Origin of the sequence: Gordonia zhaorongruii, assembly GCF_007559005.1 — a bacterium.
Taxonomy (GTDB): domain Bacteria; phylum Actinomycetota; class Actinomycetes; order Mycobacteriales; family Mycobacteriaceae; genus Gordonia; species Gordonia zhaorongruii.
The window spans coordinates 1363276-1376599 of the sequence record NZ_CP041763.1 but is presented as its reverse complement, the minus strand read 5'-3'; the positions used below and the strand labels follow the sequence as shown (position 1 = coordinate 1376599).

The window sequence follows — 13324 nt, the reverse complement described above, 5'->3', positions numbered from 1 at the left end:
AGTCAGACCCCGAGCATGACCATAAGTACGAAGAGAAAGGCAGCACTCATGCCAAGCACCACCGTGACCGTCGGATCCGCCGTCGGACTGCACGCCCGGCCCGCGACGCTGATCGCCGAAGCCGTCACCGCCCTCGGCAGCCCGGTCACTCTGGCCCTACCGGACGGTGATCCCGTCGACGCGGGCAGCGCGTTGATGATCATGACACTGGGTGCGGAGAAGGGCGCGAGCATCGTCGTCGACGGCGACGATCAGGCCGCCGTCGACCAGATCGCCGCGATGGTCGAGCAGGACCTGGACGCCGACTGATCAGCTGCCGGCGGCCGTCGGCGTGACGATGAGGTCGGCCAGTTCCGCGGCCAGCGACGAGGGCATCCGCACATCCAGGCGGGTGCCCTCCTCGTTGTGCTCGGTCGACAGAACGTGCGCCTGCTGGTGCAGGCGGGCGATCACCTCGCCGCGGGTGAAGGGCACGTGCAACGTCGCCTCGACGTCGTTGCGCTCCAACTGCTCGGTGATGGCCTCGAACAGTTCCGGCAGACCTTCCCCGGTCCGCGCGGAGACGAATCTCGCACCGTCGAACTCCGCGCGCAGGGTGGTCATGCGAACGTCGTCGATGGCATCGACCTTGTTGATCACCAGGATCTCCGGCGGTGCGGGGCGATCGTCCTCGTCGAGTACGTCGCGGATCACCCGGCGAACCGTGGAGATCTGGTTGTCCGGGAACGGATCGGCGCCGTCCACCACATGCACCAGGAGGTCGGCGTCGACCACTTCTTCGAGAGTCGAGCGGAACGCCTCGACGAGTTGGGTCGGCAGATGCCGCACGAATCCGACGGTGTCGGTGAAGACCACTTCCTGCCCGTCCGCGAGCTCAGCTCTCCTGGTCGTCGGGTCCAGAGTCGCGAACAGCGCGTCCTGCACCAGAACGCCGGAGCCCGTCATCGCATTCACCAGACTCGACTTACCCGCATTCGTGTATCCGACCACGGTCAGCGCAGGGACCCCACCACGATGGCGCGCTGCTCGCTTCACCACCCTGGCGGTCTTCATTCCGCGGATCTCCTTGCGGAGCTTAGCCATCCGCTCACGGATACGACGCCGGTCGGTCTCGATCTTCGTCTCACCGGGACCACGCAGGCCCACGCCGCCGTTGCTGCCTGCGCGACCGCCCGCCTGGCGCGACATCGACTCGCCCCAGCCGCGCAGCCGCGGCAGCATGTACTCCATCTGAGCGAGCGCCACCTGGGCCTTGCCCTCGCGCGACGTGGCGTGCTGAGCGAAGATGTCGAGAATCAGGGCCGTCCGATCGATCACCTTGACCTTCACGACCTTCTCCAGTGCGGTCAGCTGCGCCGGTGTCAGCTCGCCGTCGCAGATGACGGTGTCGGCACCGGTCGCGAGCACCACCTCGCGAAGCTCGCGCGCCTTTCCGGACCCGAGATACGTCGCTGGATCGGGTTTGGACCTCCGCTGGAAGAGCGCCTCGAGGACCTGCGACCCAGCCGTCTCGGCGAGGGCCGCGAGTTCCGCCATGCTCGCCTGCGCTTGCGCCACGGTTCCCGACATCCACACGCCGACGAGAACGACGTGCTCGAGTCGCAGCTGCCGGTACTCGACCTCGGTGATGTCATCGAGTTCAGTGGACAGTCCCGCGACGCGCTGCAGTGATGCACGATCGTCGAGTGCGAGCTCGCCGATGGTCGGCGTCTGCTGGTCGGTTTCATTGAGTTCAGTCATACAAGACACCATTGTGCCCCGCCGACCACCCGGAACGCACCTCGATTATCCGGCACGGTCATCCGAGCCGACCGATCACGCCCACCCCGGCACCAGGTCGCCGCGGGCGACCAGCCGCGAGGGCCCACGCAGGACGGCACCACCGTCGGCCACCGTGATGACGACCCGGCCCCCGGGGATGGTGATCCCCACGATGCCGTCCTCGCGACCGATCCCGTGCAGAGCTGCGCTCGCAGCGGCCACGAGTCCGGTGCCGCACGACCGCGTCTCGCCGACACCTCGTTCGAAGACCCGCATGTGCGCGGCGAAGTCGACGTCGGTGTCCGTGGACTCCAGCGGGGTGAGGATCTCCACGTTCGCACCGAGCGGGAACATCGCGGAGTCGAGAACGGCGCCGCCGGTCAGGTCGAGATCTGCGAGTTCGTCCGGAGTCAGACCGTCCAGGACACACACCAGATGCGGATTCCCGACGTCGACGGCATGCCCGGTCAGCGTCCGTCCGGCGATCTCGACCTGACTGCGCCCACCCAGCTCGACGCGGCCCATCGCAACACTCACGTCGGCGGCGACGGGGTCCCAGGCGTGCAGGACCACCGGACGTGCGCCGGCCCGGGACCCCACGGAGAACGTGTCCGTGTCGACGAATCCCGCCGCACGCAGATAGTGCGCGAACACCCGGACTCCGTTACCGCACATCTCGGCTATCGATCCGTCGGCGTTCCGATAGTCCATGAACCAATCACCGCGAGCCACACCGTCGGGCACCGCGTCGATGACCCCTGCGGCAGCGAGGGCCCCGGCCGTGGCGACGCGCAGCACGCCGTCCGCGCCGATCCCGCGCTGCCGGTCGCACAGTGCCGCGACCAGCGGAGCGGTCAGGTCGACGGTCACCTCGGGGTCGGGGATCACCACGAAGTCGTTCTCGGTGCCGTGTCCTTTGACGAAGGAGAATCCGGGCGCAGCGCTCATGCGCCCCAGGTTACTCGCGGACCTGTGACAACGCCTGCAGAGCGTCGTCGAGCAGACCCGGTGCTGCGGCGTCCAGCCAGATGGCCCGATGATCGCGACGGAACCACGAGCGCTGGCGGCGAACGTAGCGACGGGTGCCGAAGAATGTGCGTTCGCGCGCCTCGTCCAGTCCGAGCCGTCCGTCCAAGTAGGCGATCACCTGGGTGTAGCCGATCGCCTGGGACGCGGTCCGGCCGTTCCGGAGCCCGTGCTCGCAGAGTGCGGCCACCTCCTCGACGAACCCCGACTCGAACATCTGCGCCGTCCGTGCCTCGACCCGGGCATCGAGCTCCTCCCGCTCCCGGTCGAGCGCGAGAATCGCAGTGCCCCATCGTGGTTCGCCGATGGTAGGCGCGGAAGCCGCGAACGGCTGTCCGGTCAGCTCCACGACCTCGAGCGCTCGCACGATCCGCCGCCCGTCCGAGTCGAGAATGGTCGCGGCGGCCGCCGGGTCGACGTCGGCGAGTAGCCGGTGCAGCGCGAGCGGACCCATCTGCGCAAGCTGCTCCTCGTATCGGGCACGTACCCGCGGATCCGTCGCGGGGAACTCCCAGTCGTCGAGCAGTCCCTGGATGTACATCATCGATCCGCCGACGATGATCGGCGTCGTCCCCGCCTCGAGGAGACCTTCGATCATCTCGCCCGCCGCGGCCTTGTACTTCGCGACGGTCGCGGTCTCGGTGACGTCGAGGACGTCGAGCATGTGATGCGGGATTCCGCGCCGCTCGGCGGGTGGCGGCTTCGCCGTGCCGATGTCCATCCCGCGGTACTGCGCCATCGCATCCGCATTGACTATCTCGCCGCCGAGCCGCTCGGCGAGATCGAGTGCCAGAGCCGATTTTCCGCTCGCCGTCGGACCGACCACCGCGACCGGTGTGATGGAAGCCGCCTTCATCGTCTCTCGGGCCTCCAGGTGACGACCGAGTAGCCGACTCCCAGAGGCGCACCCGAGTACCGCACCTGCGCCCGGGCACTCGCGGCGCCCCACAGTGCGGACAGGACCTGCAGCGCCGCCCGACCCTGCGCACCCTCCTCCGCACACCGCTGCCGGTCGAGAGTCGCGAGCGACGCCGTGTCGCCGGCAGCCAGCGCATCGTCGATCGCCGTCTGCAGTGCGTGGGCTGCTTCGCGGTCACCGCCTCCCGGAGCGGACGGGCTCAGTGCGTTCGCACCGTCGGCGACCACCAGCACGCCGATCGGCCGGGGATCCGCGTCGACCCGGGCAGCGAGCCGGCGCCCGATCACCGCCGCGTCTCCTGCTGCGGCGGTCGCATCGACGACGAGCGGAACGACCTCCACATCGGACTCGGTACGCCCGCGGAGCCACGCGGCGATCAGCATCGACGAGGGCGCGGACAGGTCCGGCCCGTTTCCGGTCAGCGTCACCGGCACGTCTGCCCCGTACGCCGCCAGTCGACGGTCCGGTCCATCAGCGCCGATCGCGATCCAGCAGGTGGCGGCGTCGGCGAGCGCCCGGCCGGCCGCCAGCACGGCAGCGCGGACCGGCTCCACCTCAACGGCATTCGGACCCGACAATTCAGGCACCAGGACCGGAGCGCCCGGAATGATCGCGACCTCGGCAAGCACGCGACCGACGGTACCGGTAGTCCTGCCCCATTACCCAAATGTGTCGCGCCCCGCCCCACGCGGACCGCTGAACTGCTTGAATGAGGTCGGTAGTGAACGGCAGCCGTGACGCGCGGTGAGACACGCAGAGGAAGATCCGAGATGAGCACTCCGACGCCAGGACCCACACCCGGACCGAAGCCCGGACCCAAGCCGGGCCCTAAGCCGGGGCCACATCCTGCTCCCCGTCCGACTCTCGGCGGCCCGACTCCCGCGGTCCCGGTGCATCCCGTCACGGTCGGCGACCCGTCGAAGTTCGGCCGTATCGACGCGGACGGCACCGTCTGGCTGAAGACAGCATCGGGAGAACGGACCATCGGCTCGTGGCAGGCAGGCACCCCGGACGAGGGCCTCACGCACTTCGCCCGGAAGTTCACCGACCTCGCGACCGAGGTGGAGATCCTCGAGGAACGGCTCGCGGCCCACTCGGGCGATCCGCGTAAGACGCAGACCGCCGCCCGGCATCTCCTCGACACCCTGCCCGAAGCTCAGGTGATCGGCGACATCGAGCAGCTGTCGGCCCGCCTGGAGATCATCGTGGCCAGTGCGGACGACGTCGCGGCGCAGGTACGTTCCGAGCGCGACGAGCAACGCTCGGCCGCGATCGCCCGTAAGGAGGCTCTCGCCACCGAGGCGGAGGCGATCGGCGCGGAAGGCACCGCGTGGAAGGTCGGCGGCGACCGGCTGCGCACCATCCTCGACGAGTGGAAGACGATCAAGGGCATCGACCGGAAGACCGACGACGCCCTGTGGAAGCGCTTCTCGAAAGCACGCGATGCGTTCAATCGCCGTCGCGGCGCCCACTTCGCCGAGCTGGACCGGGAGCGGGCGGGGGCGAAGGCACGCAAGGAGGAGCTCATCGAGCAGGCCGAGGCGCTGTCGTCGTCGACCGATTGGGGCCCCACCGCCGGGAAGTACCGCGAGCTCATGCAGGAGTGGAAAGCGGCCGGCCGCGCGCCGCGCGACGCCGACGAAGCGCTGTGGACGCGATTCAAAGCCGCACAGGACGTCTTCTTCCACGCACGCAATGCGGTGAACTCCGAGCGCGACGCCGAGTTCGCTGAGAACGCGAAGGCCAAGGCCGCTCTGCTGGCCGACGCGGAGTCGAAGATCGACCCCGCTGGGGATCTCGACGGCGCGCGGCGCGCCTTCCGAACGTTCCGCGACCGGTGGGAGGAGATCGGCAAGGTCCCCCGCGATCAGATGCACTCCCTCGAAGGCCGCGTGCGAGCGATCGAGAAGTCCCTCAAGGAGGCCGAGGACTCCGAGTGGGCCCGCACCGATCCCGAAGCGCAGGCTCGTGCCGCGCAGTTCGCCGAACGCGCCGACAAACTCGAGGAGCAGGCGGTCAAGGCCGAGGCAGCGGGCAAGGCCAAGGATGCCGCGAAGTTCCGCGAACAGGCCGCGCAATGGCGCGAGTGGGCGGGCACCGCGCAGTCCGCCCTCTCCGATCTCTAGCCGGTCCGGCCGCTAAGTCTGCTCGTCGTCCTTCGACGCTGCCGCCTCGCTCGACGAGCGCCTGCGCTGCAGCGACAGGCCGAGCGCTTCCTGTTTGGCAGCCTGATCGCGCCGCTCGGCCTCGACCGCGAGATGGTAGTTGGTCCGTGCCCACACCACGCGCGCCCAGTGAAAGGTGAGCACGATGACGACGAACCAGCCGAGGAGCAGCCCGAGGCCGGCTCCCGACGGGTCGCGCGGGTTCGCGACATCGTTCAACTCGTCGACGCCGACGGTGTTCCGGGTCCAGATCGCGAGCATGCCCGCGACCGATGCGACGGCGGATCCGCACAACGCGAGCCACGCGATCACCCACCGACGGGTGATCAGGGCCAGTGCGGAGAGCCCGATGCCGAAGATCAGCAGCAGATAGACGAAGATCCGCGACGGCAGGGCGATGTACTCGGCGACTGCCGCGTCCGACATCGTGAACACGTCGATCCCGCGCACGTCGCCCGTGTGCGGGAGGATCAGCGAAACGAGACCGATGAGCACGCACACGGCGACCACGACGGCCCGCGCACCCGGGTCGATCTCGCCCGCCACTTTCCGTTCGGCCTTGCGGAGATCCTTCTCGTACTCCTCGAACGCCGTCATGTCGTCGTCTTTACTCACGAGCATCCTTCTGTTCCGCAGCCGGAGGCTGCTGCGACCGTCGGGCGAGAACCGATCGACGGCATTCCGAGCCCGACCCCCACAGGAGCGGTCGTCGGGGTGGTGCCTGCCTCATGCGCGTCGCCCGCACGGGTCCGGCGGTGGGTGGCGATTCCCGCATCCGCGATGAGGTGGTGCGGTGCCGCATCGGTGACCGTGCTGGTCACGATGTCTCCGGGCCGCACACCCGAGGATTCCGGTGCACGGAAGTGCACGAGCCTGCCGTCGCGCGAGCGTCCGCTCATCCGGCCGGTCTCCGCGCTCTTGCGGCCGGCGCCCGCCGCGACGAGGAGTTCCACCTCGCTGCCCACCAGTTCTTCGTTGGCTTCGAGGCAGATGCGCTCCTGGAGCGCGATCAGTCGCTGATAACGGTCTTTCACGACGTCCGGCGGAACCTGATCGTCCATCGATGCGGCCGGAGTGCCGGGCCGTGCCGAGTACTGAAAGGTGAACGCACTGGTGAAGCGGGCCCGTTCGACGACATCGAGGGTCCCCTGGAAGTCCTCCTCCGTCTCGCCGGGGAACCCGACGATGATGTCGGTGGTGATCGCCGCGTGCGGCATCACCTCGCGTACCCGCTCGAGAATTCCGAGAAACTTGGTCGTGCGGTAGCTCCGGCGCATCGCCTTCAGCACCCGATCCGAGCCGGACTGGAGTGGCATGTGCAGCTGCGGGCAGACATTGGGCGTCTCTGCCATCGCGGCGATCACGTCGTCGGTGAACTCCGCCGGATGCGGCGACGTGAATCGCACGCGTTCGAGACCGTCGATCGTCCCGCAAGCGCGCAGCAGATCGGCGAAGGCTCCGCGGTTGCGCGGGGTGTCCGGGTCGGCGAACGACATGCCGTAGGCGTTGACGTTCTGGCCGAGGAGCGTCACCTCGAGAACGCCTTGGTCGACGAGCGCCTGCACTTCGGCGAGCACATCGCCGGGTCGGCGATCGACCTCTTTGCCGCGCAGGGACGGCACGATGCAGAACGTGCACGTGTTGTTGCAGCCGACCGAGACCGACACCCAGCCCGAGTACGCCGAGTCGCGGCGCGCCGGAAGCGCCGACGGGAACGTCTCCAGGGACTCCAGGATCTCCACTTCGGCGCGCTCGTTGTGCCTGGCACGATCGAGCAGTGCGGGTAGTGATCCGATGTTGTGCGTACCGAACACCACGTCGACCCACGGCGCCTTGCTGAGCACGACGTCCTTGTCCTTCTGCGCCAGACATCCGCCCACGGCGATCTGCATTCCCGGACGCGCCGACTTCACCGGCGCCAGGTTCGACAGATTGCCGTACAGCTTGTTGTCGGCGTTCTCGCGAATCGCGCAGGTGTTGAAGACCACGAGGTCGGCGTCGCCGTCCTCCTGGGCCGCCACGTAACCCGCATCTTCGAGGAGTCCGGCGATGCGTTCGGAGTCGTGGACGTTCATCTGACATCCGAACGTTCGAACCGAATACGACTTGGTCACTGCACCACTCACCCGTCCAGAATACGGGGTGAGGCAAATCGGCCCGGACTTCGCGCAGCATGCGCGTTCTCGAGTCAGATGCGGTGTTTCTCATGCCGTTTTGCCGGTCTGACTTTGTAGTGGCCCCCGCCACAACTAACTTGATACCTATGAGCGACGCGAACGTCACCCCCATGGTCTCGATGCGGAATGTGCAGAAGCACTTCGGCGACCTCCATGTGCTGAAGGACATCGACATCGAGATTCCCCAGGGTCAGGTGGTCGTCGTCCTCGGCCCATCGGGTTCCGGTAAGTCGACGTTGTGCCGCACGATCAACCGGCTCGAGCCGATCGACAGCGGCGAGATCCGCATCGGCGGCGAAGTACTGCCCGCCGAAGGCCGCGATCTCGCCCGTCTTCGTTCCGATGTCGGCATGGTGTTTCAGTCGTTCAACCTGTTCGCCCACAAGACGATCTACGAGAACGTCACGATCGGGCCGATCAAGGTACGGGGAATGTCGAAGGCGGAGGCGGGTGAGCGCGCCGACGAGTTACTCGACCGCGTGGGCGTCTCCGCGCAGAAGGACAAGTACCCGGCCCAGCTGTCGGGCGGTCAGCAACAGCGTGTGGCGATCGCCCGGTCTCTCGCGATGGGCCCCAAGGTCATGCTGTTCGACGAGCCGACGTCCGCCCTCGACCCCGAGATGGTCTCGGAGGTGCTCGACGTCATGGTGTCCCTGGCCAAGGACGGCATGACGATGGTCGTCGTCACCCACGAGATGGGCTTCGCCCGCAAGGCCGCGGACCGGATCGTGTTCATGTCCGAGGGGGCGATCGTCGAGGACAGCGACCCCGAGAGCTTCTTCACCGCACCGGAGTCCGAACGTGCACGGGACTTCCTGTCCAAGATCCTGGGGCACTGACATGGACGGCACGCACAACCGCCCGCACGGAATTCGCCGCCTTCCGCGCACTCTCACGCTCCTCACGCTGATCGGCGCGCTCCTGGCCACCGCGCTGACCGCGTGCGGCAGTTCGGACCCGCGCAATCTGCTCAACTCGATCCGTTCGGGCAAGGTGATCCTCGGCACCAAGTTCGATCAGCCCGGTCTCGGCCTGCAGAAGCCCGACGGATCGGTGGTCGGGTTCGACCCGTCCGTGTCGACGTTCGTGGTCAACCGCATCGCCGACGACATGGGCGTGCCGCATCCGGAGATCAGCTGGCGGGAGACTCCCTCCGCACAACGCGAGACCCTCATCAACAACGGCGAGGTCGACATGATCGCCGCCACCTACTCGATCAACGAGTCCAGGGCCGAGAAGGTCGATTTCGCCGGACCGTACCTGGTGACCTATCAGGGACTGCTGGTCCGTGCCGACGACGACTCGCTGACTTCCCTCCCCGACCTCAACAACGGCAAGAAGCTGTGCTCGGTGACCGGCTCGACGTCCGCGCAGAACGTGAAATCTCAGCTGTCCGGCGTCCAGTTACAGGAGTACGACTCCTACTCGTCGTGCGTCGAGGCCCTCCGTCGCGGAAAGGTCGATGCGCTGTCCACCGACGAGACGATCCTGGCCGGCTACTCCAACTGGTATCCGGACGAGTTCAAGCTGGTGTCGATGACGTACCTCAAGGACGCGTGCGTGTCCGGTAAGCAGAAGAAGGCCGGCGCCCCGTTCTCCACCGAGCGTTACGGCATCGGCATGCCCAAGGAGTACCCGGACGCTCAGGCCGCCGTGAACAAGGCGCTCGAAGCGATGCTCGTCGCCCCGAACGGTGCCCGGTCCCCGTGGGAGAGCACCCTCCGCGAGTACCTCGGGGACAAGGACGTCGACCGGTTCTTCCAGCGCGCAGCCGAGCCGGGATCGCACTACTCCCTCGTGCCGACGGTCGGCGACGTCGACTTCCTGACCGCTCCGGCGGCGACGTGCGAAGGGGATGCCTGATGTCCACTCTCTGGGAGAGCATGGGGCCTGCGTTGTGGCCTGCTTTCTGGATCACCATCAAGCTCACCGTCATCTCGGCGGTCGGAGCACTGATCTGGGGGACCGTTCTGGCGGCGATGAAGGTGTCGCCGGTGCCGGTGATGCGGGGTTTCGCGACCGTCTACGTCAACATCGTTCGCAACACTCCCCTGACCCTGATCATCCTGTTCTGCTCGATCGGGCTGTACCAGAACCTCGGTCTCGCCCTCGCCCCGGAGAACGACACGTTCATCGAGAGCAACAACTTCCGGCTCGCGGTCCTCGGCTTCATCCTGTACACGGCGACGTTCGTCGCAGAGACTCTCCGGTCGGGCATAAACACCGTCCCGCTCGGTCAGGCCGAGGCGGCACGATCGATCGGGATGTCGTTCCCGCAGGTCCTGGGACTCGTGGTGCTGCCGCAGGCCATGCGCTCGGTGATCGCACCGATGGGGTCGGTTCTGATCGCCCTCACCAAGAACACCACGATCGCCTCGGTCATCGGCGTAGCGGAAGCGTCCCTGCTGATGAAGACCGAGCTCGAGAACAATGCTGACCAGATCCTCGCGATCTTCGCGATAATCGCCGTCGGCTTCATGATCATCACGCTCACCGAAGGAGCAGTCTTCGGCTGGGCGGCCAAGCGATGGGCGATCAAGCGATGACCCAGCAGTCCACCGTTCTGTACGACGCACCTGGCCCCCGTGCCCGAGCCATCAACCGGATCACGGCCGGGGTCTTCGTCGTCGTCATCGTCGCGCTCCTGGTCTACGTGATCATGACCCTGCACACCAACGGGCAGCTGACCGGCGAGAAGTGGAGCCCGTTCACCGAGGGCGGCACGTGGACCACATGGATCCTCCCCGGCCTTCTGGGCACGCTGAAAGCTGCTGCACTGTCGATCGTGCTGGCGTTGGTCCTCGGTGCGGTTCTCGGCGTCGGGAGGCTGTCGCAGCACCGGTGGATGCGGGCTCTGTCCGGATTCTTCGTCGAGGTCTTCCGCGCCATCCCGGTGCTGATCCTCATCTACTTCGCGTACTACTTCTTCGCCGCTTACGCGATCGTTCCATCGTCGCAGTTGGCGTTCACCGCGGTCGTTTTCGGTCTCACTCTCTACAACGGCTCGGTGATCGCGGAGATCCTGCGCGCAGGGATCCTGTCCCTGCCCAACGGGCAGAGCGAGGCAGCGAAATCGATCGGCATGCGCAAGTCGCAGATGATGCGGCTGATCCTGCTACCCCAGGCGGTCACCGCGATGCTCCCGGCTCTGGTCTCGCAGATGGTGATCGCACTGAAGGACAGCGCGCTCGGCTATGCGATCGGTTACATCGAGGTGGTCCGTTCCGGCATCAAGTCGGCGTCGTACTTCGGCAACTACCTGCCGTCCCTGGTGGTGATCGCGATCATCATGATCGTCCTCAACTTCGCGCTCACGTCGTTGGCGCACCGCCTGGAGCGTCGCTTCCGGCAGGGCAAGCGCAAGGCCCCGGGAACTCAGGCCCCGGCCGATCCGCCCGCCGAGATCGGAGCGGGGGCCCGCTGAGCTACTCCCGCCGGGACGCGATCACCTCTTTGACGATCGAGGTGACCACATCCGGCGGGTAGCCTCGTCTGCCCAGCGCGCCCGACAACCGCCGGTAGGCCTTCGTGCGTACCGAGGCGTCCTCGAGATCGGCCGCGGTGAAGGTCAGCTTCTTCTCGGCGAGTGCCCGCGCGATCTCCCGCTCGGCGTCGGGATCGATGGTCTCCAACGCCCGAGCCGCGATGTCGTCCGCGATCCCCTTGGTACGCAGTTCTCGCTTGAGTGCGAGCCGGCCGCGTGCGGAGCCGGCATGCCGGGCTCGTACCCATTCGTGTGCGAACTCCTCGTCGTCGAGGAGCTTCGACTCGTCGAGGCGCGCCATCACCGACTCCACCTCTTCCGGCTCGAAGCCACGTGAGCAGAGGCGGTCGTTCATCTCCTGACGACTACGGGCCCGCACTCCCAGGAGCCGCAGTGCGGCGTCCCAGGCGGACGGGCCCGAGCCGGTGGATTCTCTGTCCACCATCGAGATCAGAAGTCGACGGGTTCCGGAGCGGCGACGTCCGCGTCGGCCTCTGCAGGACGACCGATGCCGAGCTTCTCCTTGATCTTGCGCTCGATCTCGTTCGCGATGTCCGGGTTCTCGATCAGGAACTTGCGGGCGTTCTCCTTGCCCTGGCCCAATTGGTCGCCCTCGTACGTGAACCACGACCCCGACTTCCGGACGAAGCCCTCGGCAACACCGAGGTCGATCAGCGACCCCTCGCGGCTGATGCCGTGGCCGTACAGAATATCGAACTCGGCCTGCTTGAACGGCGGCGCGACCTTGTTCTTGACGACCTTGACGCGAGTGCGGTTGCCGACCGCATCGGTGCCGTCCTTCAGAGTCTCGATGCGGCGCACATCCAACCGCACCGACGAGTAGAACTTGAGCGCCTTACCGCCGGTCGTCGTCTCCGGCGATCCGAACATGACGCCGATCTTCTCGCGTAGCTGGTTGATGAACACGGCCGTGGTGTTGGAGTTGTTCAGACCCGATGTCATCTTGCGCAGCGCCTGGCTCATGAGCCGAGCCTGAAGACCGACGTGACTGTCGCCCATCTCGCCTTCGATCTCGGCCTTCGGCACGAGTGCGGCGACCGAGTCGACGACCAGGATGTCGAGGGCACCCGAACGGATGAGCATGTCGGCGATCTCCAGCGCCTGCTCACCGGTGTCGGGCTGCGACACCAGAAGCGCATCGACGTCGACGCCGAGCTTCGCCGCGTAGTCGGGATCCAGTGCGTGCTCGGCGTCGATGAACGCCGCGATACCACCCTGTGCCTGAGCGTTCGCCACGGCGTGCAGGGCCACCGTCGTCTTACCCGACGACTCAGGTCCGTACACCTCGACCACACGGCCGCGAGGCAACCCGCCGATGCCCAGCGCGATGTCGAGTGCCACCGAGCCGGTGGGGATGACCTCCATCGGAGGCCTGGTGTCCTCGCCCAGTCGCATGACCGAGCCCTTGCCGAAGTTCTTGTCGATCTGCGCGAGTGCGAGATCGAGTGCCTTCTGTCGATCGGTGACGGGTGCCATCGTGGTCTCCTCGTTCTGGTCTATCTGGTCCGTGGTGGTGTCCGCGGGCGGAATCATCGGTGTGGTCTTGGGTTCGCCCGCTCCAACGTCGAGCGGTTCTGTGCTCACCGTAGAACCGGACTCCGACAATTTCGTCGCGCCGCTCCGATCAGCTGCCGTCTTCCGCTTGCTTCTGCTGTTCGTGCCGGGGTGAGTCGTGGTTGCGGTGCTCGTGGTTGTCATACAAGGTCGGACGCACGGAACGGCTTATCGGTTCCAATTCAGTCTAACGAACAGATGTTCGAAGGCAAGCGAC

The 13324-nt window shown here is 66.8% G+C and carries 14 protein-coding genes; 6 read left to right on the top strand and 8 right to left on the bottom strand.

Annotation, left to right across the window (positions count from 1 at the left end):
• The first annotated feature begins 48 nt into the window (after nucleotides 1-48).
• Nucleotides 49-309, top strand: coding sequence for an HPr family phosphocarrier protein (locus FO044_RS06350; RefSeq protein WP_132993563.1), 261 nt, complete (start codon nucleotides 49-51; stop codon nucleotides 307-309).
• Here FO044_RS06350 and hflX read toward each other — a convergent pair whose 3' ends face one another.
• From hflX to FO044_RS06330, 4 genes are all read right to left on the bottom strand, one after another.
• Complete coding sequence (gene hflX / locus FO044_RS06345) at nucleotides 310-1740, bottom strand: GTPase HflX (protein ID WP_132993564.1); 1431 nt, start codon at nucleotides 1738-1740, stop codon at nucleotides 310-312.
• Between the two features lie 75 nt (nucleotides 1741-1815).
• The gene (gene dapF, locus FO044_RS06340; RefSeq protein ID WP_132993565.1) at nucleotides 1816-2709 is read right to left on the bottom strand and encodes a diaminopimelate epimerase; all 894 of its coding nucleotides are present in this window, start codon (nucleotides 2707-2709) and stop codon (nucleotides 1816-1818) included.
• A gap of 10 nt (nucleotides 2710-2719) precedes the next feature.
• A complete protein-coding gene (gene miaA, locus FO044_RS06335; protein ID WP_132993566.1) occupies nucleotides 2720-3643 on the bottom strand; it encodes a tRNA (adenosine(37)-N6)-dimethylallyltransferase MiaA in 924 nt (307 codons plus the stop codon).
• Nucleotides 3640-4335 (bottom strand): class III extradiol ring-cleavage dioxygenase family protein, encoded by a 696-nt coding sequence (locus FO044_RS06330; protein ID WP_132993567.1) that lies wholly within the window; start codon nucleotides 4333-4335, stop codon nucleotides 3640-3642. Before FO044_RS06330 ends, miaA begins: the two co-directional genes overlap by 4 nt.
• A gap of 141 nt (nucleotides 4336-4476) precedes the next feature.
• Here FO044_RS06330 and FO044_RS06325 point away from each other — a divergent pair, with 141 nt between their 5' ends.
• Nucleotides 4477-5832, top strand: coding sequence for a DUF349 domain-containing protein (locus tag FO044_RS06325; protein WP_132993568.1), 1356 nt, complete (start codon nucleotides 4477-4479; stop codon nucleotides 5830-5832).
• Nucleotides 5833-5844: 12 nt separating this feature from the next.
• Here the strand turns inward: FO044_RS06325 and FO044_RS06320 are convergent, their stop codons facing one another.
• Together FO044_RS06320 and miaB are read right to left on the bottom strand one after the other, a co-directional pair.
• A complete protein-coding gene (locus tag FO044_RS06320) occupies nucleotides 5845-6492 on the bottom strand; it encodes an Rv2732c family membrane protein (protein ID WP_132993569.1) in 648 nt (215 codons plus the stop codon).
• On the bottom strand, nucleotides 6483-7997 hold the full coding sequence (gene miaB, locus FO044_RS06315; RefSeq protein ID WP_412917618.1) for a tRNA (N6-isopentenyl adenosine(37)-C2)-methylthiotransferase MiaB: 1515 nt from the start codon (nucleotides 7995-7997) through the stop codon (nucleotides 6483-6485). Before miaB ends, FO044_RS06320 begins: the two co-directional genes overlap by 10 nt.
• A gap of 161 nt (nucleotides 7998-8158) precedes the next feature.
• On the opposite strand from miaB, the gene FO044_RS06310 reads away from it, so the two are divergent.
• Genes FO044_RS06310 through FO044_RS06295 form a run of 4 tightly spaced genes read left to right on the top strand, consistent with a single transcriptional unit; the run spans nucleotide 8159 to nucleotide 11472 of the window.
• Nucleotides 8159-8887, top strand: a complete 729-nt coding sequence (locus FO044_RS06310) for an amino acid ABC transporter ATP-binding protein (protein WP_132993810.1) — start codon at nucleotides 8159-8161, stop codon at nucleotides 8885-8887.
• A gap of 1 nt (nucleotide 8888) precedes the next feature.
• Nucleotides 8889-9911, top strand: coding sequence for a glutamate ABC transporter substrate-binding protein (locus FO044_RS06305; protein WP_132993571.1), 1023 nt, complete (start codon nucleotides 8889-8891; stop codon nucleotides 9909-9911).
• The gene (locus FO044_RS06300; protein WP_132993572.1) at nucleotides 9911-10594 is read left to right on the top strand and encodes an amino acid ABC transporter permease; all 684 of its coding nucleotides are present in this window, start codon (nucleotides 9911-9913) and stop codon (nucleotides 10592-10594) included. The genes FO044_RS06305 and FO044_RS06300 overlap by 1 nt, the downstream gene beginning before the upstream one ends.
• On the top strand, nucleotides 10591-11472 hold the full coding sequence (locus tag FO044_RS06295) for an amino acid ABC transporter permease (RefSeq protein WP_143965435.1): 882 nt from the start codon (nucleotides 10591-10593) through the stop codon (nucleotides 11470-11472). Before FO044_RS06300 ends, FO044_RS06295 begins: the two co-directional genes overlap by 4 nt.
• 1 nt (nucleotide 11473) lies before the next feature.
• Here FO044_RS06295 and FO044_RS06290 read toward each other — a convergent pair whose 3' ends face one another.
• Both FO044_RS06290 and recA read right to left on the bottom strand, forming a co-directional pair.
• Nucleotides 11474-11977 carry a regulatory protein RecX gene (locus FO044_RS06290; RefSeq protein ID WP_132993573.1) on the bottom strand — a complete coding sequence of 168 codons (504 nt, stop codon included), beginning with the start codon at nucleotides 11975-11977 and terminating at the stop codon, nucleotides 11474-11476.
• 5 nt (nucleotides 11978-11982) lie between these two features.
• Nucleotides 11983-13029, bottom strand: a complete 1047-nt coding sequence (gene recA, locus FO044_RS06285; protein WP_132993811.1) for a recombinase RecA — start codon at nucleotides 13027-13029, stop codon at nucleotides 11983-11985.
• Between the last annotated feature and the right edge of the window lie 295 nt (nucleotides 13030-13324).

Bases quoted from the DNA above. Each gene is read 5' to 3' on its own strand.
- FO044_RS06350 (WP_132993563.1), top strand. From the start codon at position 49: ATGCCAAGCACCACCGTGACCGTCGGATCCGCCGTCGGACTGCACGCC.
- hflX (WP_132993564.1), bottom strand. From the start codon at position 1,740: ATGACTGAACTCAATGAAACCGACCAGCAGACGCCGACCATCGGCGAG.
- dapF (WP_132993565.1), bottom strand. From the start codon at position 2,709: ATGAGCGCTGCGCCCGGATTCTCCTTCGTCAAAGGACACGGCACCGAG.
- miaA (WP_132993566.1), bottom strand. From the start codon at position 3,643: ATGAAGGCGGCTTCCATCACACCGGTCGCGGTGGTCGGTCCGACGGCG.
- FO044_RS06325 (WP_132993568.1), top strand. From the start codon at position 4,477: ATGAGCACTCCGACGCCAGGACCCACACCCGGACCGAAGCCCGGACCC.
- FO044_RS06320 (WP_132993569.1), bottom strand. From the start codon at position 6,492: ATGCTCGTGAGTAAAGACGACGACATGACGGCGTTCGAGGAGTACGAG.
- FO044_RS06310 (WP_132993810.1), top strand. From the start codon at position 8,159: ATGGTCTCGATGCGGAATGTGCAGAAGCACTTCGGCGACCTCCATGTG.
- FO044_RS06305 (WP_132993571.1), top strand. From the start codon at position 8,889: ATGGACGGCACGCACAACCGCCCGCACGGAATTCGCCGCCTTCCGCGC.
- FO044_RS06300 (WP_132993572.1), top strand. From the start codon at position 9,911: ATGTCCACTCTCTGGGAGAGCATGGGGCCTGCGTTGTGGCCTGCTTTC.
- FO044_RS06295 (WP_143965435.1), top strand. From the start codon at position 10,591: ATGACCCAGCAGTCCACCGTTCTGTACGACGCACCTGGCCCCCGTGCC.
- FO044_RS06290 (WP_132993573.1), bottom strand. From the start codon at position 11,977: ATGGTGGACAGAGAATCCACCGGCTCGGGCCCGTCCGCCTGGGACGCC.
- recA (WP_132993811.1), bottom strand. From the start codon at position 13,029: ATGGCACCCGTCACCGATCGACAGAAGGCACTCGATCTCGCACTCGCG.